The 24,342-nt window shown below is 62.5% G+C and carries 21 protein-coding genes and 8 pseudogenes; 5 read left to right on the top strand and 24 right to left on the bottom strand.

Annotation, left to right across the window (positions count from 1 at the left end; all coding sequences use genetic code 11):
* Nucleotides 1-76 precede the first annotated feature (76 nt).
* Entirely contained in the window at nucleotides 77-1,345 is a 1,269-nt protein-coding gene (locus tag L0A91_RS15925; RefSeq protein ID WP_235245273.1) for an ammonium transporter, read from the bottom strand.
* A gap of 152 nt (nucleotides 1,346-1,497) precedes the next feature.
* Nucleotides 1,498-2,528, bottom strand: a pseudogene (locus L0A91_RS15920) (o-succinylbenzoate synthase).
* An 18-nt stretch (nucleotides 2,529-2,546) separates the two neighbouring features.
* Here L0A91_RS15920 and L0A91_RS15915 point away from each other — a divergent pair.
* The 4 genes and pseudogenes from L0A91_RS15915 to L0A91_RS15900 all read left to right on the top strand — a co-directional run bounded on the left by L0A91_RS15915 (nucleotide 2,547) and on the right by L0A91_RS15900 (nucleotide 6,593).
* A pseudogene (locus tag L0A91_RS15915) lies at nucleotides 2,547-3,481 on the top strand (1,4-dihydroxy-2-naphthoyl-CoA synthase).
* A 115-nt stretch (nucleotides 3,482-3,596) separates the two neighbouring features.
* The gene (locus L0A91_RS15910; protein WP_235245271.1) at nucleotides 3,597-4,226 is read left to right on the top strand and encodes a hypothetical protein; all 630 of its coding nucleotides are present in this window, start codon (nucleotides 3,597-3,599) and stop codon (nucleotides 4,224-4,226) included.
* A 208-nt stretch (nucleotides 4,227-4,434) separates the two neighbouring features.
* The gene (locus L0A91_RS15905) at nucleotides 4,435-5,436 is read left to right on the top strand and encodes an AMP-binding protein (protein ID WP_235245270.1); all 1,002 of its coding nucleotides are present in this window, start codon (nucleotides 4,435-4,437) and stop codon (nucleotides 5,434-5,436) included.
* Between the two features lie 288 nt (nucleotides 5,437-5,724).
* Nucleotides 5,725-6,593: pseudogene (locus tag L0A91_RS15900) on the top strand (1,4-dihydroxy-2-naphthoate polyprenyltransferase).
* 71 nt (nucleotides 6,594-6,664) lie between these two features.
* Here L0A91_RS15900 and ccsA read toward each other — a convergent pair.
* From ccsA to L0A91_RS15805, 18 genes and pseudogenes are all read right to left on the bottom strand, one after another.
* Nucleotides 6,665-7,882 (bottom strand): cytochrome c biogenesis protein CcsA, encoded by a 1,218-nt coding sequence (gene ccsA, locus L0A91_RS15890; protein WP_311197886.1) that lies wholly within the window; start codon nucleotides 7,880-7,882, stop codon nucleotides 6,665-6,667.
* Nucleotides 7,882-8,115: a cytochrome c biogenesis protein ResB gene (locus tag L0A91_RS15885; RefSeq protein WP_235245267.1), complete on the bottom strand. Its 234-nt coding sequence runs from the start codon at nucleotides 8,113-8,115 to the stop codon at nucleotides 7,882-7,884. Before L0A91_RS15885 ends, ccsA begins: the two co-directional genes overlap by 1 nt.
* On the bottom strand, nucleotides 8,079-8,270 hold the full coding sequence (locus L0A91_RS15880) for a hypothetical protein (protein ID WP_235245265.1): 192 nt from the start codon (nucleotides 8,268-8,270) through the stop codon (nucleotides 8,079-8,081). The genes L0A91_RS15885 and L0A91_RS15880 overlap by 37 nt, the downstream gene beginning before the upstream one ends.
* Before the next feature lie 85 nt (nucleotides 8,271-8,355).
* Entirely contained in the window at nucleotides 8,356-9,489 is a 1,134-nt protein-coding gene (locus tag L0A91_RS15875) for a cytochrome c biogenesis protein ResB (protein WP_235245264.1), read from the bottom strand.
* 30 nt (nucleotides 9,490-9,519) lie between these two features.
* Nucleotides 9,520-10,227, bottom strand: coding sequence for a cytochrome c biogenesis protein CcdA (locus L0A91_RS15870; protein ID WP_311197885.1), 708 nt, complete (start codon nucleotides 10,225-10,227; stop codon nucleotides 9,520-9,522).
* Nucleotides 10,228-10,245: 18 nt separating this feature from the next.
* Nucleotides 10,246-10,812 carry a TlpA disulfide reductase family protein gene (locus L0A91_RS15865; protein ID WP_235245262.1) on the bottom strand — a complete coding sequence of 189 codons (567 nt, stop codon included), beginning with the start codon at nucleotides 10,810-10,812 and terminating at the stop codon, nucleotides 10,246-10,248.
* Nucleotides 10,809-11,455: pseudogene (locus tag L0A91_RS15860) on the bottom strand (histidine phosphatase family protein). The gene L0A91_RS15865 and the pseudogene L0A91_RS15860 overlap by 4 nt, the downstream one beginning before the upstream one ends.
* Nucleotides 11,452-12,790 (bottom strand): annotated as a pseudogene (gene hemL / locus L0A91_RS15855) (glutamate-1-semialdehyde 2,1-aminomutase). Before hemL ends, L0A91_RS15860 begins: the two co-directional pseudogenes overlap by 4 nt.
* Nucleotides 12,783-13,376: a MarR family winged helix-turn-helix transcriptional regulator gene (locus L0A91_RS15850; RefSeq protein WP_235245261.1), complete on the bottom strand. Its 594-nt coding sequence runs from the start codon at nucleotides 13,374-13,376 to the stop codon at nucleotides 12,783-12,785. The pseudogene hemL and the gene L0A91_RS15850 overlap by 8 nt, the downstream one beginning before the upstream one ends.
* Nucleotides 13,373-14,368, bottom strand: a complete 996-nt coding sequence (gene hemB, locus L0A91_RS15845) for a porphobilinogen synthase (protein WP_235245260.1) — start codon at nucleotides 14,366-14,368, stop codon at nucleotides 13,373-13,375. The genes L0A91_RS15850 and hemB overlap by 4 nt, the downstream gene beginning before the upstream one ends.
* Nucleotides 14,365-14,940, bottom strand: coding sequence for a uroporphyrinogen-III synthase (locus L0A91_RS19350; RefSeq protein WP_311197884.1), 576 nt, complete (start codon nucleotides 14,938-14,940; stop codon nucleotides 14,365-14,367). The genes hemB and L0A91_RS19350 overlap by 4 nt, the downstream gene beginning before the upstream one ends.
* Nucleotides 14,888-15,994, bottom strand: a complete 1,107-nt coding sequence (locus L0A91_RS19345; RefSeq protein ID WP_311197883.1) for an SAM-dependent methyltransferase — start codon at nucleotides 15,992-15,994, stop codon at nucleotides 14,888-14,890. Before L0A91_RS19345 ends, L0A91_RS19350 begins: the two co-directional genes overlap by 53 nt.
* Nucleotides 15,991-16,938 (bottom strand): hydroxymethylbilane synthase, encoded by a 948-nt coding sequence (gene hemC, locus L0A91_RS15835; protein ID WP_311198178.1) that lies wholly within the window; start codon nucleotides 16,936-16,938, stop codon nucleotides 15,991-15,993. Before hemC ends, L0A91_RS19345 begins: the two co-directional genes overlap by 4 nt.
* A gap of 49 nt (nucleotides 16,939-16,987) precedes the next feature.
* Nucleotides 16,988-18,951 (bottom strand): annotated as a pseudogene (locus L0A91_RS19340) (redox-sensing transcriptional repressor Rex); the annotation flags it as partial.
* Between the two features lie 100 nt (nucleotides 18,952-19,051).
* Nucleotides 19,052-19,354 carry a glutaredoxin family protein gene (locus L0A91_RS15820; protein ID WP_235245258.1) on the bottom strand — a complete coding sequence of 101 codons (303 nt, stop codon included), beginning with the start codon at nucleotides 19,352-19,354 and terminating at the stop codon, nucleotides 19,052-19,054.
* A gap of 71 nt (nucleotides 19,355-19,425) precedes the next feature.
* Nucleotides 19,426-19,524: a 30S ribosomal protein bS22 gene (locus L0A91_RS15815; protein WP_003792170.1), complete on the bottom strand. Its 99-nt coding sequence runs from the start codon at nucleotides 19,522-19,524 to the stop codon at nucleotides 19,426-19,428.
* A gap of 175 nt (nucleotides 19,525-19,699) precedes the next feature.
* Nucleotides 19,700-19,900: a helix-turn-helix domain-containing protein gene (locus tag L0A91_RS15810; protein WP_220121285.1), complete on the bottom strand. Its 201-nt coding sequence runs from the start codon at nucleotides 19,898-19,900 to the stop codon at nucleotides 19,700-19,702.
* 179 nt (nucleotides 19,901-20,079) lie between these two features.
* A pseudogene (locus L0A91_RS15805) lies at nucleotides 20,080-21,262 on the bottom strand (acetoin utilization protein AcuC).
* Nucleotides 21,263-21,400: 138 nt separating this feature from the next.
* On the opposite strand from L0A91_RS15805, the gene L0A91_RS15800 reads away from it, so the two are divergent.
* Nucleotides 21,401-21,991: a TrkA family potassium uptake protein gene (locus tag L0A91_RS15800; protein ID WP_311197882.1), complete on the top strand. Its 591-nt coding sequence runs from the start codon at nucleotides 21,401-21,403 to the stop codon at nucleotides 21,989-21,991.
* Between the two features lie 24 nt (nucleotides 21,992-22,015).
* Here the strand turns inward: L0A91_RS15800 and L0A91_RS15795 are convergent, their stop codons facing one another.
* From L0A91_RS15795 to L0A91_RS15785, 4 genes and pseudogenes are all read right to left on the bottom strand, one after another.
* On the bottom strand, nucleotides 22,016-22,555 hold the full coding sequence (locus tag L0A91_RS15795; RefSeq protein WP_220121288.1) for a GNAT family N-acetyltransferase: 540 nt from the start codon (nucleotides 22,553-22,555) through the stop codon (nucleotides 22,016-22,018).
* Between the two features lie 66 nt (nucleotides 22,556-22,621).
* A pseudogene (locus L0A91_RS20155) lies at nucleotides 22,622-22,884 on the bottom strand (pyrroline-5-carboxylate reductase family protein).
* Nucleotides 22,881-23,426, bottom strand: a complete 546-nt coding sequence (locus L0A91_RS15790) for a pyrroline-5-carboxylate reductase (RefSeq protein ID WP_311197881.1) — start codon at nucleotides 23,424-23,426, stop codon at nucleotides 22,881-22,883. Before L0A91_RS15790 ends, L0A91_RS20155 begins: the two are co-directional and overlap by 4 nt.
* 133 nt (nucleotides 23,427-23,559) lie before the next feature.
* Nucleotides 23,560-24,186, bottom strand: a complete 627-nt coding sequence (locus L0A91_RS15785) for a proline dehydrogenase family protein (protein WP_311197880.1) — start codon at nucleotides 24,184-24,186, stop codon at nucleotides 23,560-23,562.
* Nucleotides 24,187-24,342 lie beyond the last annotated feature (156 nt).

Below are 24,342 nucleotides of genomic sequence, written 5' to 3'. Positions count from 1 at the left end.
TAGGCTATCCCCTTAACCCAAAAGCAGCCCCGGCCCTGCGGCCGAGACTGCTTCTTGACGCTATCGAGCAGGGGACTTAGGCGTCGACCTTCTCTTCGCTGTCCTCAACTCCGGCGAACAAACCGCCGAACTCGTAGGCGCTTTCGCCGTGCGAGCGCTTGTCGACGCCCTCTTCTTCGACATCGGCTGCCACTCGGAAGCCAATGGTCTTGGCAATCGCCATTCCGATAGCGAAGGTCAAGACACCGGTGAAGGCGATCGTGAAGACTGCCGCGACAAGTTGGGCGACCAGCTGGTCGACGCCGCCGCCGTAGAACAAGCCGCCACCAACGCCATCCACTGGGATCATCAGGAAACCGATACCGACGGTGCCGATCAGTCCAGCGACCAGGTGCACGCCGACAACGTCGAGGGCGTCGTCATAACCGAATTTGTACTTCAGGCCAATGGCGTAGGCCGACGCTGCGCCAGCGATCAGGCCCAGGGCGATGGAACCTACGGGGCTGAGATTTGCACACGCCGGGGTGATGGCGACCAGGCCTGCAACAACACCCGAGGCTGCACCCACCGAGGTGTAGCGCTTATCGCGGATGCGCTCCACCGCCAACCAGCCGAGCATCGCTGCGGCCGGAGCAACCATGGTGTTGACCATGATCAGGCCACCCTCTTCAGCCGTGGTTGCCGCGCCAGCGTTGAAGCCGAACCAGCCAAACCACAGCAGGGCTGCGCCGATCATCACCAGTGGGATGTTGTGCGGCTTGTGGAAGCCGATCTTGCCGAAGTCAGAGCGCTGACCAATGATGTAAACCAGGATGAGCGCTGCTACACCTGCGTTGATGTGCACGACGGTGCCACCGGCGTAGTCGATGGCCTCACCGAAGGCCTCGCCGATGTAGCCATCTGCGCTTAGCAAGCCACCACCCCAGACCATGAAGGCCAGCGGGCAGTAGACCAAGGTGACCCATACGGCCGTGAAGACGGTCCAGGCACCGAACTTGGTGCGGTCTGCCACGGCGCCGCTAATCAGGGCGACGGTGATGATGGCAAACGTGGCCCCGAAGGCTGCGCCGATGAGGTCAGTGGTTCCGACAAGGTTGGACAGGCCGAAGTTGGTGAACGGGCTGCCAAACAGACCGAACACCTCCGACTCGCCGCCACTCATCGAGTAGCCCCAAAGGACCCAGATAACGCCCACCATGCCGATGGAGACAAAGCTCATCATCATCATGTTGAGTGCGGCCTTGGTGCGGGTCAGCCCGCCGTAGAAGAATGCGAGTCCCGGCGTCATCAGCAGCACTAAGGCGGCCGACATCATCACCCAAACGTCGCCTGCAGTTAGCTCCATGAGGTTCTCCAGAGTGGTTTCAGGGGGCACCGCCAGGGTTGCGGCGCCTCTGGAGAGAAATATGCGCCGCTGTTGTTAAGAAAAGCGGCGCAGTCTTGTAACAGGCGTGCTCCTAATGTTTCCCCGACGTAAATTGCGTGCTGAGCCAATCCCTATGTGATCAGCGCCACACAACGTTCCAGCCGCGACTTCCACCAGTCCTCACGAGCCGGCTCGGCCCGCCATTGCTCCACGTCACCCTGCGACACATTGTGTATGGCGTGGGTCGCGCGCTCGAGGGTCAGGCTCCCCTCTGTCGGCAACAGCGAGTTGGCCACCACGTCACCATCCAGCAGCGCGGCTGTGCCGAGCCCGCACGCGTAGGGCAAATCGGGCAATGCAGCCGCGAGCGCCACACCGGCGGCTAAGCCAACTGAGGTGTCGATCGCGCTGGAGACAACGGCCGGCAAGCCAACCTGAGCCACGATGTCGAGCGCCGAACGCACCCCACCCAGCGGAGCCACTTTGACGACCATCAGGTCCGCAGCTTCCAACTTGGCCACCAGGAACGGGTCTTCGGCCTTGCGAATCGACTCATCGGCAGCAATCGGCACGCTGATCCCCGGTGAGCCAGCAAGACCCGCAACTGCGCAAGGTTGGCGACTTCCGGCACTGGCTGCTCGGCATACCCAAGTCCCACTGGTGCAGTTTCGCGATGGCCACCAGCGCGGCGCCAACGTCCCAACCTCCGTTGGCATCCACCCGGATCTTGCCTGCGGACCCCAGGTAGTCGCGGGCAGCAGCCACCCTTTCGATGTCATCGCGCAGCGATTGGCCCGGCTCAGCCACCTTGATCTTGACGGTGCGACAGCCAGGAAGCGGTCCAAGATGCCCGGCACCTGGTCGACGCTGACGGCTGGCAACGTGGCGTTGACCGGGACGACGTCTCGCACTGCAGGTGGCCATCCGCCCCAAGCTGACTCCACCGCGGAGCGCAGCCAACGCGAAGACTCGACGTCCGCATACTCCGGGAAGGAGAAAACTCAGCCCACCCCTGTGGCCCCCGGATCAAGGTGGCCTCACGGTGGGTTAAGCCTCGAAATCGGACCCGCATCGGGATCTGCACCACCACTGCTGAGTCAATGACGTCGGCTGGGGCAATGCCCAACTCGGCCAGCGACCGGGTGCGCAGTGATTGGCTCATCGCCCTATTGTCGTATCCGTGACTGCAGCAAACAACGATGCCCCCATTTCGCCGATCTTCGATGCCGATGAGTGGGAGGTGGTGCCTGGGTTCGATTTCACCGACATCACCTATCACCGTGCGCGCTCGACGGGTTGTGTCCGGATCGCCTTTGATCGGCCGGAGGTGCGCAACGCTTTTCGCCCGCACACTGTGGATGAGTTGTATCGCGCGCTGGATCACGCCCGGATGACTCCCGACGTCGGCGTCATCTTGCTCACCGGAAATGGCCCCAGCGCCAAGGACGGCGGGTGGGCCTTTGCTCCGGCGGCGATCAGCGCATCCGCGGCCGCTCTGGCTATCAGTACGCCGAAGGTGAGACGGCAGACACCGTTGATGAAGCGCGGGTTAAGGCTGCGGGCGGACGACTGCACATCTTGGAGGTGCAGCGCCTGATCCGCACGATGCCCAAGGTAGTGATCGCGGTGGTCAACGGTTGGGCCGCTGGCGGTGGGCACTCACTGCACGTTGTTTGTGACCTGACAATCGCTTCTCGTGAGCACGCCAAGTTCAAGCAAACCGATGCCGATGTCGGATCCTTCGATGCAGGCTACGGGTCGGCCTACCTGGCCAAGATGGTTGGCCAAAAGAACGCCCGCGAGATCTTTTTCTTGGGTCGAACCTATTCAGCCGAAGACATGCAGCGGATGGGCGCGGTCAACATCGTCGCTGATCATGCCGAGCTGGAAGTTGAGTCGCTTAAGGCAGCCACCGAGATTATGGGCAAGTCCCCGACTGCTCAGCGGATGCTCAAGTTTGCCTTCAACGCCGTCGATGATGGTCTCAATGGGCAGCAAGTTTTCGCTGGTGAAGCGACTCGATTGGCCTACATGAACGACGAGGCCGTGGAGGGTCGAGACGCCTTCCTGCAGAAGCGAGCCCCGGACTGGTCTGCCTACCCCTGGTACTTCTAGGGAACCCGTTCCATTACGGTTTCACCACAGTCCAGCCACTTCGGGTGCCAATCGTGGAATACTCACCCAACATCATGTTTATCTCCCTTGCTTTGACACACGAACGGATCGAAAGATGCGACGCACCCTGGCTAGCGCATTCGCTGCCCCTCTGATTCTGCTCGCGGCATGTGGCGGCAGCGACGACGGCCCATCCGTCGCCGAAGCGACCACTCCTGAGGCTGCCTCGGTGACCGAGGAGCCGACGACCGAGGAGCCCACCACGGAGGAGGCGACCATCGAGGAAGAGACCTCTGAGGAGCCCACCACGGAGGAGCCCACCACGGAGGAGGCGACCACCGAGGAAGAGACTGGTGCCGCTGGTGGCAACGGCGGGGCTGATGGCGAAGCCGCAGCGACGGTGACCGAAGACTTCATGACCGCGTTGTCGACGGCCGACCCCGAGTTGTGCCAGTTGATTCTCAACTTCAACAACGACGGCCCCATGACCGACAGCCCGGACGAAGTTGAATTGTGCGAATCCCTCGTGGTCCCCACCCTCGAAGGCTTGATGACCGAAGAAGAGATCGCGATCATTGACTTGATCGAGATCGACGGTGCTCAGATTGATGGCGACAAGGCCACCGTCACCGGCGACAACATGAACGAACTGTTTGCTGAGGGCTTCGGCGAAGACTCCATCGTCTTGTACAAGCACGACGGCGACTGGTTCGTCAGCCTTGACGAGAGCTTCAGCGGCAGCTGAGCAACCTCATTGTGATTGGTCTACCTCACAGGGTATGAACACCACGTGGAGTTAGTCCTTGACACCCTCCCCCGGAGCAGGCGTGGAATGTGGTCGCAGCCGCGTTAAGCGGAGCCGATCCCGTCTTAATAGCCCCCGGGGGAGTAGTGTTTCTGCACCAGATTCCTCCAGCAGCGATGCTGGGCTCCTCAACGGCGCTGCGATCGCGATGGCTACCAGCGGCTCGACGGGCCTGCCGAAATGGGTGGTGCTGGACGGGGACGCGCTCCGAGCCTCCGCAGAGGCCACGTTGGAGCACCTCGGCGGCCCCGGCCAGTGGTTGCAGCCGTTGCGGCTGGGCCACATCGCCGGCTGGCAAGTGTGGACCAGGTCCGTTCTCGCTGGCATTCCTCCTGTGCTGCTGCCCACTGGAGGCGGTCACTTCTCGATCGCTGCCTTTGCCGAAGCAAGCGCCCGGATGAACCTGGCTCAGCGGCGCTACACCGCCCTTGTCCCCACACAGGTCCACCGCCTGCTGTCCGACCCAGTCGGGATAGCTGCACTCCAGTCCTTCCACACCGTCCTGGTCGGCGGCGCGGCGCTACCTCCTGCGATGAAAGCCCAACTCGACGCGCACGACATTTCCACCATCACCACCTACGGCATGACCGAAACCGGCGGCGGCTGCCTCTACAACGGCACCCCACTGCCGGGGTATGCGGTGCGCACCACAGACGATGGACGACTGCAGTTGAGTGGGCCCAGCCTGGCCCGTGGCTACCTCGGCGATGACGAACTCACCACGGCTTCCTTTCGTCACGACCAAGGACGCCGCTGGTTTACCACCGGAGATCTAGGCGAACAGCGAGATGGAGTCTGGCAGGTGCTGGGCCGCGCCGATGACGTCATCAACACGGGCGCCAAGAAGGTGCTGCCCGCTCGGGTTGAGGCATCCCTGCAGGAGGTCTCGCACATTGAGCAAGCCTGTGTGTTGGGAATCGCTGACCCCGAATGGGGCCAACGACTGGTGGCGGCCGTGGTGCTGGATGACCCCGCCGCCGCGCCTGCGAATGCCACCGCCTGGCTACGAGGCGCCTTGCGCGACTCCCTAGATGCTCACGAGATCCCCCGGGACATCATGGTGCTGGACCAGTTGCCGCTCTTACCAAGCGGCAAGGTCGACAAAGCCACCCTTCGCAGGTTGCTCACTGACTCAGGTGGCACAATATGAGGTAGTTCCGCTCCCCTCTTAGCTAGGTCACTCATGCTTCGTGTTGTCCTCGCCGTGGCGTTCTTCGCTTTCACGGTTTATTGCGTCGTCGACGCGGTGAAATCCGACAAAGACGAGGTCCGCCGACTGCCCAAATGGCTGTGGGTCACCCTGACGATCATCACGACTCCCTCGGTGGCATTGCCTGGCTGTTGTTGGGACGACCCCGCCCCGAGGGCGGCAAGGGCGGACGCCGGGGGCCATTGGGGCCGGATGACGATCCAGACTTCCTACGGGGGATTTAGCAGCATGGCAACAATTCAACAGTGGGTTGCTGGGGCACGTCCCCGCACCCTTCCCGCGGCCTTTGCGCCCGTGGCAGTCGGCACCGGAGCGGCCGCAGCCCAGGGAGAAGCAGAGCTCGGCTGGGCCATCCTCGCCCTGCTGGTTGCCGTGTCTCTCCAGTTGGCGTGAACTATGCCAACGACTACTCCGATGGCATCCGCGGCACCGACAACAGCCGCGTTGGGCCAGTGCGCTTGGTGGGGCAAAGTTAGCTGACCCGCTAGCTGTCAAAACTGCCGCGTATGCCTCCTTTGGCTTTGCCGCACTGGCTGGCATGGCGCTGGTGGCTGTCTCTGGCGCGTGGCTGTTGCTTTTATGGGCGCGGCCGCCATCGTGGCGGCTTGGCGTTACACCGGGGGCGACAAGCCATACGGCTATCGCGGACTGGGCGAAGTCGCCGTTTTCGTCTTCTTTGGCTTGGTCGCAGTGCTGGGCACCCAGTGGACCCAGTCGCACGCGTTGAGCCTGCAGGGCCTCGCCGGTGCGATTGCCATCGGCTGCTTTGCCTGCGCTCTCTTGGTTGTTAACAACCTGCGCGACATTCCGGGAGACCGCCAGTTGGCAAGCGCACGTTGGCCGTTCGGCTCGGCCCGGTAGCCACTCGGACGTTCTATGCGGGCCTGATCGGTGTCGCATACTTCATGGTCCCGCTGGCCTCAATTGGCTCACCGTGGGTGCTCATCACTTTGGTGGCCGCACCCGTTGCTGCCGTGCCGCTACGTCTGGTGATGTCGAGTGCCACCGGCGCTGCGCTCATCCCCGCGCTCGCGTGGACTGGCATTGCGCAGTTGGCCTTTGCCGTCCTCTTCGCGGTCGGCTTGGCCGTCTCTTAAGCCAAGCGCTCTTCACCTCAGATGAGCGGCTGCGTCTTTAGACGTAGCCGCTCTCGTCGTCTTCGTCATCCTCATCGGTGCGCTGCTCGGCGGCCTGCGCGCGGCGACGCTCCATCCGCGATTGCACGGCAGTGTCGACCTGTTCGGCCACTGCGTTGCGCTGGTGCTGTAGCAAAAGAAAGACAGCACCATCGAGACCAAGCACCCCACACCAGCGCCCAAATCGTGGGGCCCAGGATCCAGATGAAAAGCAAAAACGAGACCGCAAAGATCAGCAACCGCATCGCGCTGTAGCGAACGATCATCGACATATCAGACCCCCGAGTACGAGTGCAGACCAACAAAGACCAGGTTGACCACGGTGTAGTTGATGATGATGCAGGCAAAGCCAGCCAGCGCGATGTACGTCGCCTTGCGGCGAGTAACCCCGCGGTGGCCCGTGCGTGCAGGTATGCCGCGTAAACAGCCCAGATCACGAAGGTCCACACCTCTTTGGCGTCCCAGCCCCAGTAGCGTCCCCAGGCCTGCTCAGCCCAGATCGCACCAGCAATCAACGTAAACGACCACAGCGGGAAGCCGACGATGTGGATGCCATAGGTCAACCGCTCCAAGGCAGCCGACTTTGGCAGTCGGGACAGCCATCCGGTGACTCCCTCGACACCAGACTTGTCCTCAGCGCGCTCTTTAATCAGATAGAGGGCCGCAGTGGCAAAGCCGATGGTGAAGACACCCACGCTCAAGGTCGCTACGGTCACGTGGATGATCAGCCACACGCTATTCAGCGAGGGCAACAACTGCAGCGCTTCGGCATGCCAAGCAAGTCGGGCGGCGCCCAAGATCAGCAGCGTCGGAGCGGTCGCAAACAGGCCTAACCACAGCAGATCACGCCTAAGCGCCCAGCCCGAATAGATCACCAACGCGAACGTCCCGGCTGCCAGCGCAAACTCATACATATTGCCTAGCGGGGGCCGAGAGACCGAGAGCCCTCGCAGCGCGACTGATGCGACGAGCAAGAAGGTGGCCAGCAGTGTGAGTTGCAGGCCGATCACTCCCCAACGCCGCCCCTTCTCTGGGGAGGTGGCCGGTGGTGCGACGATCGTTGTCACGCTGCCGGTGTCGCCAGTGCCGCTGCGCCCAGCAGCCACGGCCTGCTTCTCTTGGCTCTTCGGCCTGTCGGCCGACGCCGAGAACGCGAGGTACATGGTGAACGACACCATCGCAAGCGCCAGAACGGCCATGGTCGCCCAGATGCCAATGTCAGAGGCAGCGGCCAAAGTCTCGTTTCTCATCAGTTGTCCTTCTGTGCCAGTGGTGCGCCAGCCTTGTCGGCAATCTCGGCGGCGATCCGTTCGGTGAACTCAGTCAGTGTCGGATCGGTGCCCTTCACCAACCCTGCAACAGTCATTCCAGTATGCGCCTGGTCTGTTTCGTCCTCGGGGGCGAGTCTGACGTAGATGCGCCGCCGCCGGATCGACAGCATGGCGATCAGCCCCAGCATCGTGGTGATGGAAAAGGCCAGCACCCAGATCCGGCCCGGTCGTGGCGAGCCACGACGCCGCCCCAACGCGCGACACCTTCAAAGGCAATACTGCCCAACTCGTCCGGCAGGTCAACCTGTTCGCCGGGGCTCATCAGGAACTGGACTTGATTGCCGTCGCCATCTTGCACCGCGTCCATTCCGGAGATGTCGAGGGCGTAGACCGACTGTGGCTCGCCTGCCGGAAACAGCTCTCCCTGATAGACACCAAGGGCTAGCGCGGGGTCAACCAGGCCGGGAAGGTGCTCGTGGGGCCAAACTCGGGGTCGATCTCCACGGTTGGCAAGAAAGCGCCGTAGAGGCCAAGCTCGGGGTCGGCGCCGGAGACTTTGACTGCCCCGGTGGAGGTGTAGTTGTCGTCCTGAGTGAGGAACGGACCGCGTCGGAATAGGTCACATTGCCCTCGGCATCGCGCACCGTGATGATCGGCGCGTAGCCATTGCCCAACAGGTAGACCGAAGCTCCGTCCAGAGAGACCGGGTTGTTGACCGACAGGCTCTCCTTCGTCGGCTCATCATCTGGGGACGACGCGATGCTGACTTGGGCGTCAAAGAGGCGCGGGGCACCAAACTGGACGCCGGTGGCTTCGGTTTCAAACTCGACGTCGAGGTCGTCCAACGTCAACGTCCAGTTGCCCGAACCATCCACGTCGGCCCACGGGCCGGGCTGGAGGGTGTCATAGGCGCCAACGCTGCTGGTGAATCGTTGCCCCTCGACAATGATGGCCTCGCCGCGCCAGCCAAAGAGGTGGCCTACTGCGACGGCGACGATGATGCCCAACAGCGAGAAGTGGAAGACGATGTTGCCAGTCTCTTTCAGGAAGCCACCCTCAGCAGCGACATCACGCACGACGCCATCTGCATCGGGCTCCTCTGCGCGCAGCCGATATCCACGGCGCTTCAATACCGACCGGGCTGCGGCCAGCACGTCCTCACGCGGCGCTGCCACGACCACCTCGTGATGGGCAGCTAGGCGGCCCAACCGCTGAGGCGCTTTGGGAGGTTGTTCTTTCAGGGCCCCGAAGTGCACTTTGATCCGCGGGATCAGACAACCGACGAGCGAGATCATCAGCAACAGGTAGATGGCCGCGAACCAGGGCGAGGCATACACATCGAAGATGCCGAGGCGATCCAGCCAGGGCCCCAGGGTCGGGTTTTCACGCAAGTAGTTGCGCACTAGCTCTGGGCTGACAGGGCGCTGTGGCCAGACGGACCCAGGGATGGCAGCGACGGCGAGCAGCAAAAGCAGCATGAGCGCGACGCGCATACTGGTCAGTTGACGCCAGATCCAGCGGGCCCAGCCGACAATGCCGAGCGAGGGCTGCGCTGCCTGTTTGTCGCCCTGAGCCTTCTTACTCATCACACCACCGTGCTAAAAGAACTGGTCAAGTTAGTTTGGATCCATGCGGTGAGCTCGCCCCACACCGAAGACCATTAGGAGGCCCAGGGCAATCAGCAGAACCCCCGAGAGCGTTTGGATCCCCTGGTGCCGATCGCGCAGCCACCGTGAGGCGGAGGTCGCCCACCCTGCTCCAGCAGCGACCAGCAGGAAGGGCAAGCCAAGACCGATGCAATAGGCAACGGCCAAAATGACCGCACGCGCAACGACCCCGTCCCCAGGGTTAAGCGATGAGCCGAGGGTCTGGATCGCCGCCAGCGTGGGGCCGGTGCAGGCGCTAAATCCAAGGCCAAAGACGACGCCAAGCAACGGCGCTCCTGCCAAGCCGGCCGAAGGCCGCCACCGCGGCTGCCACCCCGAAAAGTTGGGCAAGAGCATGACCACGCCAAAAGCGATGACAGCTACTCCCCCGCTCTGTAGCAGCAAGGTCTGGTTTTCCGCTAACAGCAGCCCAAAGGACGACAGCACGACGCTGAGCAGGATAAAGACAACGCTGAAGCCAGCGACGAAAAGCGCCGCCCCGGCCACGAGCCTGCCCTTGCCCGCGCTCTCGTCGCCATTCACCGACATACCGGTGATGTAGCCCAAGTAGCCAGGCACCAGGGGAAGCACGCACGGCGACGCGAACGACACCAGACCCGCTAGTGCAGCGATAGCCAGTGCCGCCAAGAGCGAACCGCTGAGGACCAGATCAGTCACGATTCCGCGAGCACGTCCTCAACGAGGCCGCGCAGCGTGGCGGCATCGATCTGACCGAGCACGCGGGCCGCGACCTGCCCTCTTGGTCAAGGACCAGGGTGCTGGGTCGAGCGTTGGCAAGGCCTTCCAAGTCCAGCAGGGTTGCCCCGCCGTCGTCTTCCAGCGAGGGATAGGAAATATTCTTGGCTTCTTGAAGGCTAGGGCGCTCGGCACGCTGTCCCGGGCATTAACCCCAATAAAGTCGACCGGTTCGCCAGCTTCGGTGAACTCGGTGTAGACCTGCTCCAAATCTGGGGCTTCGTCAATGCAGGGGCCACACCAAGAACCCCACACATTGACGACCAAAACATCACCACGGGCATCCACCGAACTCCACGGCTCGCCCTCAAGGGTCATGCCATCGATCTCGAGGACAGTCTCGCGGTCAGCGGCGGCGACAAACTCGACGGCACCGTCCCCGGCGATATAGCCCTTGTTGTCACCAGACTGCGCCTGTTCCGCGATGGTGTTGCCGTCCGAGCAAGCCGTCAGCAGGAGGGCTGCAGTAGCTAGCCCAGCAGCTTTTCGAAGGGCCTGCCTTTTCATGCCCCTGCCCCGGGCTGGGCCATCGGCAGCAATGCTCCGGCTGGCTCGGCATAGGTCAGGTCGACGATTTCGTCACCGCGGTAGCGAACCGAGGTGACAGAGGCCAGGGTGCATTCGCGCTGTCTCGGGTCGTGCCACAGTCGCTTGCCTTCAAGGTGTCGGCGCAACGTCCACACGGGCAGTTGGTGCGAGACCATGACCGCTTCGTGACCAGCGGCCAGCAGCCGCGCCGAGTCCAGAGCCGCCATCATTCGCGTGGCGATCTCCGAATACGGCTCACCCCAACTCGGGCGCATGGGATTGACCAGCAGGCGCCAGTTCTTCGGCGAGCGAATAGCGCCTTCCTTACCCCCGACCCGGACGCCCTCAAACTGATTCTCTGACTCGATGATGCGGCGGTCGATCCGCAGCGGCAGACCGTGACGGGCAGCGATCGGCATCGCTGTCTCCTGAGCCCGCTCAAGGGCGAACTGATGACCGCCGCAACATCGCGATCGGCCAAGTAGTCCGCGGTCAACTCGGCCATCTCGCGGCCCAACTCGGACAGGTGGAAGTCAGGCAGGCGGCCATACAAGACCCGGTCAGGGTTGAAGACTTCGCCGTGGCGAACCACGTGGATCACGGTCTCGGCTGAGGTCGTCATGGGCGAGATCCTGCCAATTCAACCTGAGTGATGTCTGACGCGGCGCCATGGATGGCATCGACGATGTGGGCTACAACTTCGTCGTCGTGCGAGGCACTGACAAACCACGACTCAAAGCAACTCGGCGGCAGGTGCACACCCCGTTGCAGCATGGCGTGGAAGAAACGACCGTACAGGGCAGAGTCCTGGGCTTTGCTTCCTCGAAGTTGGTCACTTCGTGCTCGGCAAAAAAGACGCTGAACATCGAGCCAGCAGTCTGGATGCGGTGTGGGATGCCGTGCTTGGTGAAAGCCTCGGTCACCGCGGCTTGCAAGGTCTCAGCGACCGCGAGCAGGCGTTCGTAGACCTCTGGCGTGCATTGCTGCAGCGTTGCCAGACCGGCAGCCGAAGCCACCGGGTTACCCGACAAGGTGCCGGCCTGATAGACCGGGCCGTCGGGCGCCAGCATGTCCATCACGTCGCGACGACCGCCGAACGCTGCCGTGGGGAAACCTCCGCCCATGACTTTGCCAAAGGTAAAGAGGTCAGGTGCGCCACTGGCTGGCTCGCCCTCCAGCCCATACCAACCTGCGGCGCTGCATCGGAATCCGGTCATCACCTCATCAGAGATGAGGAGCGCGCCATGCTCAGCCGTGATCCGGCGCAATCCTTCGGTGAAGCCCGAGGCCGGTGGCACAACGCCCATGTTGCCTGGAGAGGCTTCGGTGATCACCGCGGCAATCTCCTCGCCGCGAGCAGCAAAAGCCTCTTCGACTGCTGCCAGGTCGTTGAAGGGCAAAACAATGGTCTCGGCGGCGCTCGATGGCGGCACACCGGGCGAATCAGGCAGGGCAAATGTTGCGACACCCGAGCCTGCTGCAGCCAGCAAAGCGTCGACATGGCCGTGATAGCACCCGGCAAATTTCACGATGACCGAGCGGCCAGTGAAGCCGCGAGCGACCCGGACAGCGCTCATCGTGGCTTCGGTGCCGGAGTTGACGAGGCGAACTGCTTCGACCGGCTCAACTCGGGCAACGATTTCTTCGGCCAACCGCACTTCGCGCTCCGTTGGCGTGCCAAAGCTAAAACCCTCAGAGGCTGCTGTGGTCACCGCATCTAGGACCGCAGGGTGAGCGTGACCCAAGATCATCGGCCCCCAGGAGCACATCAAGTCGGCATAGCGATTGCCGTCCACATCCTCCAGCCATGGCCCAGACGCCTTGGCGATGAAGCGGGGGTTCCACCCACCGATCGAAAGGCCCGCACCGGCGAGTTCACACCACCAGGGATGACGCGTTTTGCTTCGGCGAGCAACTCAACAGATCGGGCTGCGGTGGTCGTATCAGCGTTAACCATCAGTGTTGGTGGTGCCTTTCGGATCGTTGTCGTCAGGGCTGGCCTCACCCAGGCCATCAATACCCTGCAAGTCAGAGGTGCGGTTGGCTAGAATGACTCGACGCATCACATCGGCCACGACCTGCGCCTCTTCATCAGTCATCAAATCGGTAAAGCCCTTGCGCACACTCTCGACGTGCAACGGGGCCATCCGCTCAAGCGTGCTCAGCCCAGCCGGGGTGAGATGCAACTCAATCCCGCGGCCGTCCTCCCGGATGCGTCGGCGGGTCACCAGGCCAGCGGACTCCAGTCGCTTTGCGGTATGCGTCAACCGGCTACGAGACTGCACGACCCGATCGGCGAGCGATGACATCCGCAGCCGGGTGCCGGGCGCCTCGGAGAGCATTGACATGATTTCGTACTCGCCCATGCGGTGACCGTGCTCGGCCAGGGCGCAGTCCAGAGCATCAAAGAGCAGGGAACTCCCCCGCAGCCAGGCGCGCCAAGCATCCTGTTGTTCGGTGCTCAGCCACTGCGGGTCGTGGGGTTCTGATTTTGAGCCCGAAGCCATCGCCTCAAGGTCGTGTGACGCGGTTGAATCATTCACGGGGATTCACTGTCCTCTATCCAGCGGGCCACGTCGGCGGCGTAGTACGTCAGGATGACGTCGGCACCGGCGCGCTTTATAGACTGTAAGGATTCCAGCACAGTGCGCTTGCGGTCTAGCCATCCCAATTGAGCTGCGGCCTCGATTTGGGCATACTCGCCAGAAACTTGATAGGCCGCGACCGGTACATCGCTGTGGTGAGCCACATCGCTGAGCACGTCTAAGTAGGGCCCGGCCGGCTTGACCATCACTAGATCGGCGCCTTGCTCTAGGTCGAGTCGCAGCTCTCGGGCTGACTCGCGCCGGTTGGCCGGATCTTGCTGGTATGTCGCACGGTTGCCTTGCAATGTGGAGCCCACGGCCTCGCGGAAGGGGCCGTAGTAGGCGGAGGCGTACTTGGCTGTGTAGGCCAAAATCACCACGTCGGTGTGGCCCGCTTCGTCCAGGGCCGCGCGGATCACGGCGACCTGGCCGTCCATCATTCCCGAGGGCCCCACGACGTGCGCTCCAGCCTCGGCCTGCGCAACAGCCATCTGCGCATACCGTTGCAAAGTCGCATCGTTGTCAACCGTTCCGGTTGCCGTGAGAACTCCGCAGTGACCATGATCCGTGAACTCATCGAGGCAAAGGTCAGCCATCAACACGAGACTTTCGCCAAACTCTGCACGCAGATCAGCAAGTGCGAGATTGAGAATGCCGTTTGGGTCAGTGGCTCCTGAGCCAATCGCGTCCCGATGCTCTGGGACGCCAAAGACCATCAGGCCGCCAACGCCGAGAGCGAGCGCTTCGCGGGCAGCCTCGAGCAACGAGGCTCGAGTGTGCTGCACAACTCCTGGCATCGACGAGATGTCGACGTCCTCTTCGATGCCCTCGCGGACAAAGACCGGCAAGATGAGATCAGCAGGGTGCAGCCGATTTTCGCGCACCAGGCGCCGGATCGCAGACGTCGAGCGGAGCCGTCGCGGCCGCTCGCCTGGCAAGACCAGACTCATGCACGTTCCTGGCTTGCTTTGCGGCCACGAGTGGTGCGTCGTTGGCTCGGGCGCAACGGACGCTCGCCCGTTGCACTCGCTGCGGCGGCCAACTCCAGGCCATAGTTGGCTAGAGCATTCACCAAAGATGCAGACGATGGCTCTGGGGCGATGACATCGACCCGCAGACCGTGCTCTTCTGCCGTCTTGGCCGTTGCCGGCCCGATGCACGCGACGACCGTCGTGTTGTGCGGTTTGCCAGCAATACCCACCAGATTGCGCACGGTGGAAGAAGAGGTAAAGCAGACCGCATCAAAGTCGCCAGCCTTGATGGCCTCGCGGATCGGCGCCGGGGGCGGCGAAGCGCGCACCGTGCGGTAGGCCGTCACATCGTCAACTTCCCAGCCCAACTCTTGCAGCCCTGCCGTGAGCGTTTCGGTGGCGATATCCGCCCGAGGCAAGAACACCCGGTTAATCGGGTCCAGCACCTCGTCGTATTCGGGCCACTCTTCGAGCAGTCCCTTCGCTGACTGCTCAGCCTCAGGCACCAAGTCGGCGTTCAGTCCCCAATCGTTCAGGGCGTTCTCGGTCACACCGCCGACCGCAGCGATCTTTAGTCCAGAGAACGAGCGAGCGTCCAACCCCACTCGTTAAACTTTTCACGCACCGCGCGAACGGCGTTGACGCTGGTGAAGCCGACCCACTCATACCGACCCGTGACCAAACCACGAATGGCCTTGTCCATCTGCGTCGGCGTGCGCGGGGTTCAACACTGATGGTGGGCACGACGGAAGCGGTGGCTCCGTGCGAGGCGATCTGGTCCACCATGGGGGCGGCCTGATCCTTGGTCCGCGGCACTAGCACGCGCCAGCCGAACATCGGCTTGGACTCATACCAGGACAACTCATCGCGCAGGCCAACCTGGGCACCAACCACGAGCACAGAGTCCTCGTTGTGGTCCATCCGCTCCAAGAACGAGGCAGCCTGGCCCAGAGTGGTGACGTCGGTGCGTTGGGTGATCATCGTCCCGTGTTCGGTGAGCGACACCGGCGTCTCCGCGCTGCGCCCGGCCGCCAACAGGCCCTGCACGGCGCGGCCCAGATCGGTGGCACCGCCCAAGACAACGACCGTGACTTCATCAGCCACCGATCGGGACCAGTCAACCTTGCCGGTGGAGGCATTGATCATGTGCAACTCGCCGATGCCCTTGCCGCTGAGCGGCACACCTGCATACGCCGGGACCGACCAAGCGGTAGAAACACCGGGAACGATGTCGAAAGGCACACCGGACTGCGAGCACGCGAGCGCCTCAGCCGAGAGACCGCTGAAGGCGCTGGGGTCCCCATCCATCAGGCGAACAACAAGGCAAGAGTTGGGGTATTTCGCGACCGTCTTGAGTAGCAACTTCGACCGCGAGTTCGCGTTCATCAGTTTGCCGGTGCCCGTTGCTGCGCCGTCTACGAACGCGACCTCGGCCTTGGTGAACGGCTCGATCTGCTCCGCGAGGTGATACGAGTCAAGGATGACCACATCAGCGGCAGCCAGATATTCGCGGGCGCGCACGGTCAGCAGACCTGGGTCACCCGGCCCGGCACCAACAAAGGCGACACGGGTCGAAGTGTTGTGGGAAGTGATCTGGGTGCTCAAGAGTCACGCTCCGTTGCTGTTGTCCGATCGCCCGCTAGGTCAACCGGAGTCGGAAGTTGCTTCAACAAAGAGTCAGCAAGCTGTTTTCCCAACTCGCTGGGATCAAGCCCGGTCATCGCCTCGCGTAGGGCAACGCCGTCATGAGCCAGGAAGGCCTCCAGGTGGAGACCGTGCTCGCCGTGCTGTGCCAAGGCACCAATCGGTGCCGTGCAGCCGGCCTCTAGGCGCGCAAGGAGCGCGCGCTCGGCAGTGACCGCTTGGTAGGTCGCCTGGTCATTAAGTGGTGTGCACGCGGCCACTACCTCGGCGTCGTCACTACGGCATTCGACTGCCAGCGCACCTTGCCCGGGTGCTGGCAGCATCTCGGTGAACTCCAAGGTCTGGGTCGCTTCACTCATCCGGCCAAGTCGGTTCAATCCGGCCGCGGCCAGGATGGTTGCATCGACTTCACCAGAGAGCACCTTAGTAATTCGTGTCCCGACGTTGCCACGGATGTCGACAAGAGACACTTGCGGCGCCAATAGCTGTAATTGAGCCGCCCGCCTTGGCGACCCGGTGCCGACCAGCGCACCCTGCGGCAGATCCGCCAACTGCGCTCCACGAGTAATCACGACGTCGCGGGGATCCTCTCGGACCGGCACCGCTGCCACCATCAAACCGTCTTCCGGTGCAGTGGGCAGGTCCTTCAAAGAGTGCACCGCAATATCGATGTGGTCTTCGCGCAATGCTGTGCGCAGCGCACTCGCAAAGACTCCTGAACCACCGATCTGGGTCAGTGGGGCACTGTTGACGTCGCCCTCAGTGCGGACTTCGACCAACTCAACGTCATGGCCCAGCGCCCTGAGCGCATCGGCAACGTGCCCCGCTTGGTCGTTGCCAAGGTGCTGCCCCGAGTGCCCAGCCGCAGGATCCGAGTCTGACGGTGTTCCGCCCCGGGTGCGCACTCTTGCTCCGCCGCAGTGAACGGCGGGGTATGCCGAAGGTTGGGGCTCATGCGTCATCACCTGGTCCGATCAACGGCGGCGTAGAAACAGCCGCCACGTCGTGGGGGTCGAGGTCAAAGAGGTCGCGCAGAGCGTGGGCATAGTCGCCCACGCTGTCGGTCGCTTCTAGCTCTTTCACCCGCACGGTTGGGGTGTGCAGCAACTTGTCGACGACCCGCTGCATACCCATTCGCACTTCGTCGAACTCGTCTGCGCTGAGGTGCGGCATCCGCGATTCGATCCGGCCCAACTCTTGGGCAACGACGGCCTCAGCTCGAGCCCGCAGGGCAACGACCGTTGGGCCTACCCGTCGAGCACGGCGGTGCGTTAGATACACGGCGACTTCGCTGGTCACCAGGTCACGGACCTGCTCGACGGCATCCGACTCATCGCCCTGCTGTGCGACGACCTGCAAGTCGGCAAGCCCCCAGACGGAAACGCCGGGCAGCGCAGCCACTTCGGGTGCCACGTCGCGCGGCATGGCTAGATCGAGCACCGCTGTCGCTTGGCTGCGTCGCCCACGAGCCGCCAACATCGCCTCGGCAGTCAACACGTGGCCAAGGGATCCGGTGCAGGTAATGACCAGGTCGGCCTCCGACAGCACCGTCTCGAGCTCGTCCCAGAGGTGCGCTGTGCCGCCGTTGGCGGCGGCTAGCCGCTCACCACGCTCGGCGGTGCGATTGACGATGTGTAATGACCCTGCCTGCGCCCGGGAAACCGTCGCGGCGGCCAATCCGGACATCGCACCGGCCCCGATCACGACGACATTGGCGCCAGCCATCGCGGGCATCACTTGTTGAGCCTGCTCAAGCCCCAACGCCACCAGAGAGCGAGCAACCATGTCGATATCAGTTTCCGTGTGGGCGCGCTTGCCAACGCGAAGCGCCTGCTGGACCAGACGGTTCAGGGCTGGGCCAACTTGGCCATTGCGCTGCCCGGCAGCCAGCGACTCGCGCAACTGACCGAGGATCTGGCTCTCCCCCACGGCCATTGAGTCAAGGCCACAAGCTAGCGAAAAAGGTGGCAGACCGCACGATCGTCGTAGTGGACGTAGAGGTGATTGCTTAGTTCATCGAGGTCAACGCCAGTCGTCACGGCCAGCGCAGCACCAGCATCGCGCAGTGCGCCGTGGAAGGTCTCAACCTCCATCACCATCTCTACCCGGTTGCAGGTGGCCACCACGAGGGATTCGGTGATGGCGCCGCTCTGCATGAGGCGAGCCGATAGGTCGGCAGCCGCCAACGGGCCTAGCGCCATGCTTTCAAGCAACGCAATGGGGGCGCTGTGATGCGAAACTCCGACAATCAGGACGGTCATCCGACTCCTCCTCCCCTTGGCCACATCGCGCCGCTGGGCGTGAAACGCCAAAATCTGCAGCTCGGTCGACAAGTCAACGCGACGAACGTCCACGGTGCTTGGGACTCGCAAGGCAATGGCAGCAAAATTGAGGATGCTGTGCACGCCGTGCTCGACGAGCCGATCAGCAATCTGCTGAGCCTGGTCGGCTGGCGTGGTGATGACACCGATCGCTAGCCGCTCATTGGCCGCGAGCGAATCGGCGAGCCGGCAAACCGGAAGCCCCTGAACGCTATCCCCAACAATGCTCGGATCGTCATCGGCGAGAGCCACGATGCGAAAGCCACGCTGACCAAAGCCACCGTAGGCAGCGAGCGCACGGCCCATATTGCCCATCCCGACGATGATGACTGGCCAGTCTTGGGTCAGCCCCAACTCGGCGGTGATCTCATCAATCAACTGAGACACGTCATACCCGACCCCGCGAACGCCATACGTGCCCAGGTAGGAAAGGTCTTTGCGCAGTTGGGCCGAACGGACGCCGGTCACGCTGGCCAATTCTTCGGAGGCGACCCGACGGCTGCCTGCCTCGCTCAACTCGGTCAGAGCCTGAAGGTATTCCGGGAGTCGGCCCACAGTGGCTCCAGGCACGACGCGCTTGTTGGACTGAGGCAACATCGGCACCGATCCCTTCACGAACTGGCCTGCAGATGCAGACCTTGAGGCGAACTCCGTAACCTCCAGAGTAGACCTTGTGAAGAAAAGCACAAAGTCGAAATCACCGTTTGGTTAAAGCTTCAACCAGCCTGGGGACGTCGAGTTGGTAGTAGTCGAACTGCTGCCCGTCAAGGAAAATCACGGGAATCCACTCCCCATACCTGCTGAGCAGGTCAGGATGGTCATCGATGCTGGCTTCGATGAAGAGCTCCGCAGTTTGGGCCGTGACCTGCTCCAGGCCCGTGCGCACTCGATCGCACAAGTGACAACCAGGCCGGCCGAGCATCGACACACGGATCGGCTTGCCAGAATCGGCAATCAGATCCTTGCGCGGAAAGGCTTCTTCCGCATCATGTGGACGCACAAACGGCGCCGAACCCGGTGAAGGGCGGCGCCGTACGTGTCTAAACATCGGTCCCTAGTGGTAGAGCCGAGTTACTTCTTGTTGCGACGCTGGTGACGCGTCTTGCGCAGCAGTTTGCGGTGCTTCTTCTTTGCCATCCGCTTGCGGCGCTTCTTGATCACAGAACCCATGTGTGAACCGTGGCTTTCGTCTCGAGGTGCATCGCGCGACGGCGACACTTGGTGCTGGTCGACCCGCACAGGCACGACACGTATGTCCGTGCCCCAGCGGGATAAGTCGGCTCACCTTACCTGTCCGGCTGGTGCTGCCTCAAATGCAGCGTTAGCGCAGGCGGCGAGGCTTCACTCAGGCAGTGCCGTGGTACGACTCGTTGAGGTAGTCGTCAACAGCTTGGCGGGGGACGCGAAATGAGCGCCCCACACGCACGGCGGGCAACTCATTGTTGTGCACCAAGCGGTACACCGTCATCTTGGAGACGCGCATCAAAGCGGCCACTTCGGCCACTGTCATGAAGTTCATCTCTGCCACTTGGCGGTCCTCAGCCATGGACGGTTCCCGTCTTGTTGTTCTGGGCCACTGTCGTGGCACCACGAATTCAGCAATTCCTGCGTGCCCCGTAACCATAGAGGCAAACGTGGCTATTGGGAAAGTCCAATCTTCATGTTGTCCATCGCGACACGCAGGCGCAGTCTAAATGTGCGACGAATCACAGAAGTGCCATTTGGCTAGTCGAAGAACGGGTCGAGCCCCCACCCCGGAAAGACTGCCTTGCGTGTTGCCATCACGGCGGAGTCCACGCCGTCTTCGGGGTTATACCCTGGGCCCAGTCACCAAAGTCAATCGTGACCCCGCCTAGGTCGCCCATGAGGGCGGGCGGCTCGACAGAAAGCGTCTCGCGCACATGCCGCTGCCATTCCGGCGGCGTGGGTGCTTGCAGATCAATGGGCTGATGGGCCGCGATAGCAACCGTGTGTCCACGCCCGCGGCACAACCTGCACGACCTCATAGCCTCCACCCCCAAGCGCGACCCACTTTCCGCCCGTGTGCTCATGAGCCAGCGCATCGACCCACTCATAGGCCTGCTTCATGCCATCAATAGAGAGCGAGAGGGTGGCCAGCGGGTCGGCAAAGTGCGAATCGCAACCATGTTGGCTCACGATGATCTCGGGCTCAAAGGCCGCCACCATTGCTGGGACCACGGCTTGGAAGGCACGCAACCAGCCAGCATCGCCAGTATGCGAAGGCAGGGCGACGTTGACCGCAGTATCGGGCGCCTTGCGGCCACCTGTGTCCCCTGGGAAGCCGCTTCCGGGATAAAGCGCCGCCCCTGTTTCGTGCAACGAAATCGTCATCACCCGGGGTCGTTCCAAAGATCGATTCAACGCCATCGCCATGATGGACATCGAGATCCAGATAGAGGACACGCTTTGCGCCCTGGTCCAGCAGCCACTGGATGCCGACGGCGATGTCGTTGTAAACACAGAAGCCACCCGATCGGTCGGCCATTGCGTGGTGCAGCCCACCCGCGAAGTTCACGGCGTGCTCGGTAGCCCCGGTCCACACTGAGCGCACCGCTGCGAGAGTGCCACCCACCTGCAGCGAGCTAGCTTCATGCATACCGGCGAAAGCAGGTGTTTCCTCATCGCCGATGCCATTGCGCGCCCGGCCGCTATATGGGTCGGCGGAAAACCGCTGCACGGTGTCGATCAAGGCTCGAGTATGCACCGAACTGAGGTGTTTGTCCGTGACCGGATCCGGTGGGCTGACTGAAACCCCCTCGGCCCCAAATAGTCCCAACTCTTCGCAAAGCGCCGCAGTGAGGTCTAATCGAAGTGGGTGCATTGGGTGCCCAGGGCCAAAGTCGTAGGCCGTGAAACCCTGGTCCCAGACGACTTTGGTGTGGATCATGGCACCTACGCTAGCGAATAGAAATCGGCATGAGACACATCGGCGCTACCAGGAGGCATCAATGAGCAGGCATAGGCTGTTTGACGAAGACATTTTGGTCATTGGCTTGGGTCGATTGGCGCGGCCGCCGCCCTGGAGATGGATCGTCTTGGCTACCGAGTCCACGCGGCAGAGAGCAACGGTGAAGTCGCCGAGCGCTACTCCCGCAAGCTAGTCCGGGTGCAGGTCTTGGACTCCACCGACCCCGAAGAGTTGCGCAAAGCCAAGCCACAGGACTTCCGAGTTGCCGTGGTGGGGATCGGCACCAACATTGAGGGCTCGCTGCTGACCGCTGGCAACCTCGTCGACGCTGGCGTGCCGGCCATCTGGGCCAAGGCCGTCAGTGTGGAGCACGCTCGGCTGCTGGAGCGCATCGGCGTGCACCACGTCGTTTTCCCCGAAGCTGAAGCCGGTGGCCGGGTAGCCCACCTGGTGAACGACAAGATGGAGGGCTACATCGAGTTTGAGGATGGTTATGCCATCGTCAAAATGCGCCCGCCGCAGGAGATGATCGGCTTCACCTTGGGCGAGACCGACATTCGCAAGAAGTACGGCGTCACTGTTGTTGGCGTCAAAGCCCCCGGTGAAGATTTCACCCACGCTGTCCCCGAGACCAAGGTTGGACAGCACCACATCATGATTGTGTCTGGCCCCAGCAAACACATTGAACAGTTGGCTGGCCGCCCCTAAGCGACCAGCCCTCCCCACTGGCCCCTAGAGGCTGGTGGGGATATTGCCCGACGAGGAGCCCAGAGGCAGGACCATGGCCATCTCTTCGGCGTCCTCGTCGTCGACGTCTGCGCCGCGGATTTCCATCGGGCGACGGTTATCGGTGGGTCGGAAACCGAAGCTGCTAGCGAAAGCCACTGCCCGGCCATTGTCGGTGCCTACCCAGTAGGCCAAGTGGGTCAGGTTGTCCTCGCGGGCTGCGTTGGCCGCGGCCTCCAGGAGTCGGCGGGCAACACCGGTGCCGCGGGCAGACGGGCTCACCCACAGACCGAAGAGTTCACCGATGTGGTCTTCTGCAGTGTTCTCAGTGCCGATTGATGCGACCCCTACCGCTTCAGACTCAGTCGATGCCAGCAGGCGCTGTGACCTGGTCATCCGACCACGCCAACGCTCTTCGGGGTAGTCCTCTTCTTCCTCGGCAGAGGCCACGAATGCTTCCGGAGATTCACTCAAAGATCGCAGGCGAAGGGCGCGGTATTCAGCCCAGTCCTCTTCGGTCAACCGGCGCACAGTGATTTCAGTCATAACGGTTACTCTCCCACATACTGTCTTGGTGTTACCCCTTTGGCGGGTGAACTTTTGGTGATTTGGCTAGGACAAACTACCGGAGGATAGTTCCGCTGAGCGTTTGGCCGCGGCCTCCATCGCCGACATAAAAGCGGCTCGAACCTTGTGATCCTCCAGTTGGCGCAGCGCCGCGACGCTCGTGCCTCCGGGGAAGAAACTTGCTCCCGCAACACTGTTGGGTGCTGGCCGGTCTCGCGCAACATGGTCGCGGCGCCAAACAAGGTCTGCACTGACAGCTCCGTTGCCGTCGCCCGAGGCAACCCGAGCAGGACCCCTGCTTCGATCATCGCCTCGACCACATAAAAATGTAGGCGGGACCGCTGCCACTGATGGCCGTCACCGCGTCCATGTGGCCCTCATCCAGCACCACCACCTTGCCCACCGTGGCAAGCAGATCTTCGGCCTGTGTCATATGCTCCTCGGTGCAGTGTTGCCCCGAAGCCAGCGCCGACATTGCCTGGTCAACGAGTGCTGGAGTGTTGGGCATGACCCGAACCACCGAGGTGCCAGCAGGCAACCTGTCCTCGAGGTAATCAGTGCTGATTCCGGCTGCGATGGAGAGCACGAGGGCATCGCTCGACACGTTTGCGTGGCATTGGGCCAGCAAGCCGGGCATATCCTGGGGTTTAACCGCGATGATGACGATATCTGCGTCTAGGACTGCCTGGTCGGGAGTTGTCCCAGTCACGCCAAACTCGGTCGCGACTTCGGCGGTGCGAGCCGCCATCTTGTCACTGACCGCCACATCGGCAGGGTCTTGACCAGCACGGATCAAGGCGGACAGCAGAGTCGCTCCCATGACACCAACGCCAAGGACAGCAATACGCATCAACTAGCCCTTGGTCGCGAGCGCGCGCAGGAAGAAGGCCATGTTGGCTGGACGCTCGGCCATCCGGCGGACGAGGTAGCCGTACCACTCTTCGCCGTAGGGGTGTAGACCCGGACCTTCGCGCCGGTGTTGGCTAATCGAACCTGCTCATCGGGCCGGATACCCAGCAGCATTTGGTATTCGAAGGAGTCGGCGTCGCGTCCGTTGCGATCGGCCAGCACGCCGGCGATCTCCACCATGCGGGGTCGTGGGTTGCCACCATTGGATAGCCCTCGCCCTCCATCAGCACCTTGAGGCAGCGCACGTAAGACTTATCGACCTCAGCCTTGTCCTGGTAAGCGACCGACTCAGGCTGCTTGTAGGCACCCTTGCAGAGACGCACACGGCTACCTTCGGATGCCAAGGCACGGCAGTCCTCTTCGCTGCGGTAGAGATAACTCTGGATGACGGCACCGACCCAGGGATAGGTCTCGCGCAGTTCGCGCAGCGCCGACAGGGTGGCATCGGTGGTGGTGTAGTCCTCCATGTCGAGGGTCACGGTGGTGCCGGCCGCTTGCGCCGCCTCACAAATCTCCCGAGCAAAGTCCAGCGACATTTGATAGCCATCGTCACCAAGGGCCTGCCCCAGCGCACTGAGCTTGAGAGACACCTCGGCGCGACCGTTGGCCGCCTGACCGTCAGCGGACAGTTGGGACAGCAGCTCCAGATAACTGTCTCGGGTATGCCGCGCCATCTCGATGTCGAGGGTGTCCTCGCCCAAAAGTCGATAGTGGCGAGGCGACCTGAGTCGAGCAACTCGCCCGTCACCTTCACCACGTCTTCGTTAGCTTCACCAGCCACAAAGCGCTTGACGACATCGCGGCTGATGGGAGCTTGCTCAACCACCGTCCGCAACTGATCGTTACGGGCCGCCACG

It is taken from the genome of Ornithinimicrobium sp. INDO-MA30-4 (genome assembly GCF_021535045.1).
Classification (GTDB): domain Bacteria; phylum Actinomycetota; class Actinomycetes; order Actinomycetales; family Dermatophilaceae; genus Ornithinicoccus.
This window is presented reverse-complemented; position numbering and strand designations above follow the sequence as displayed.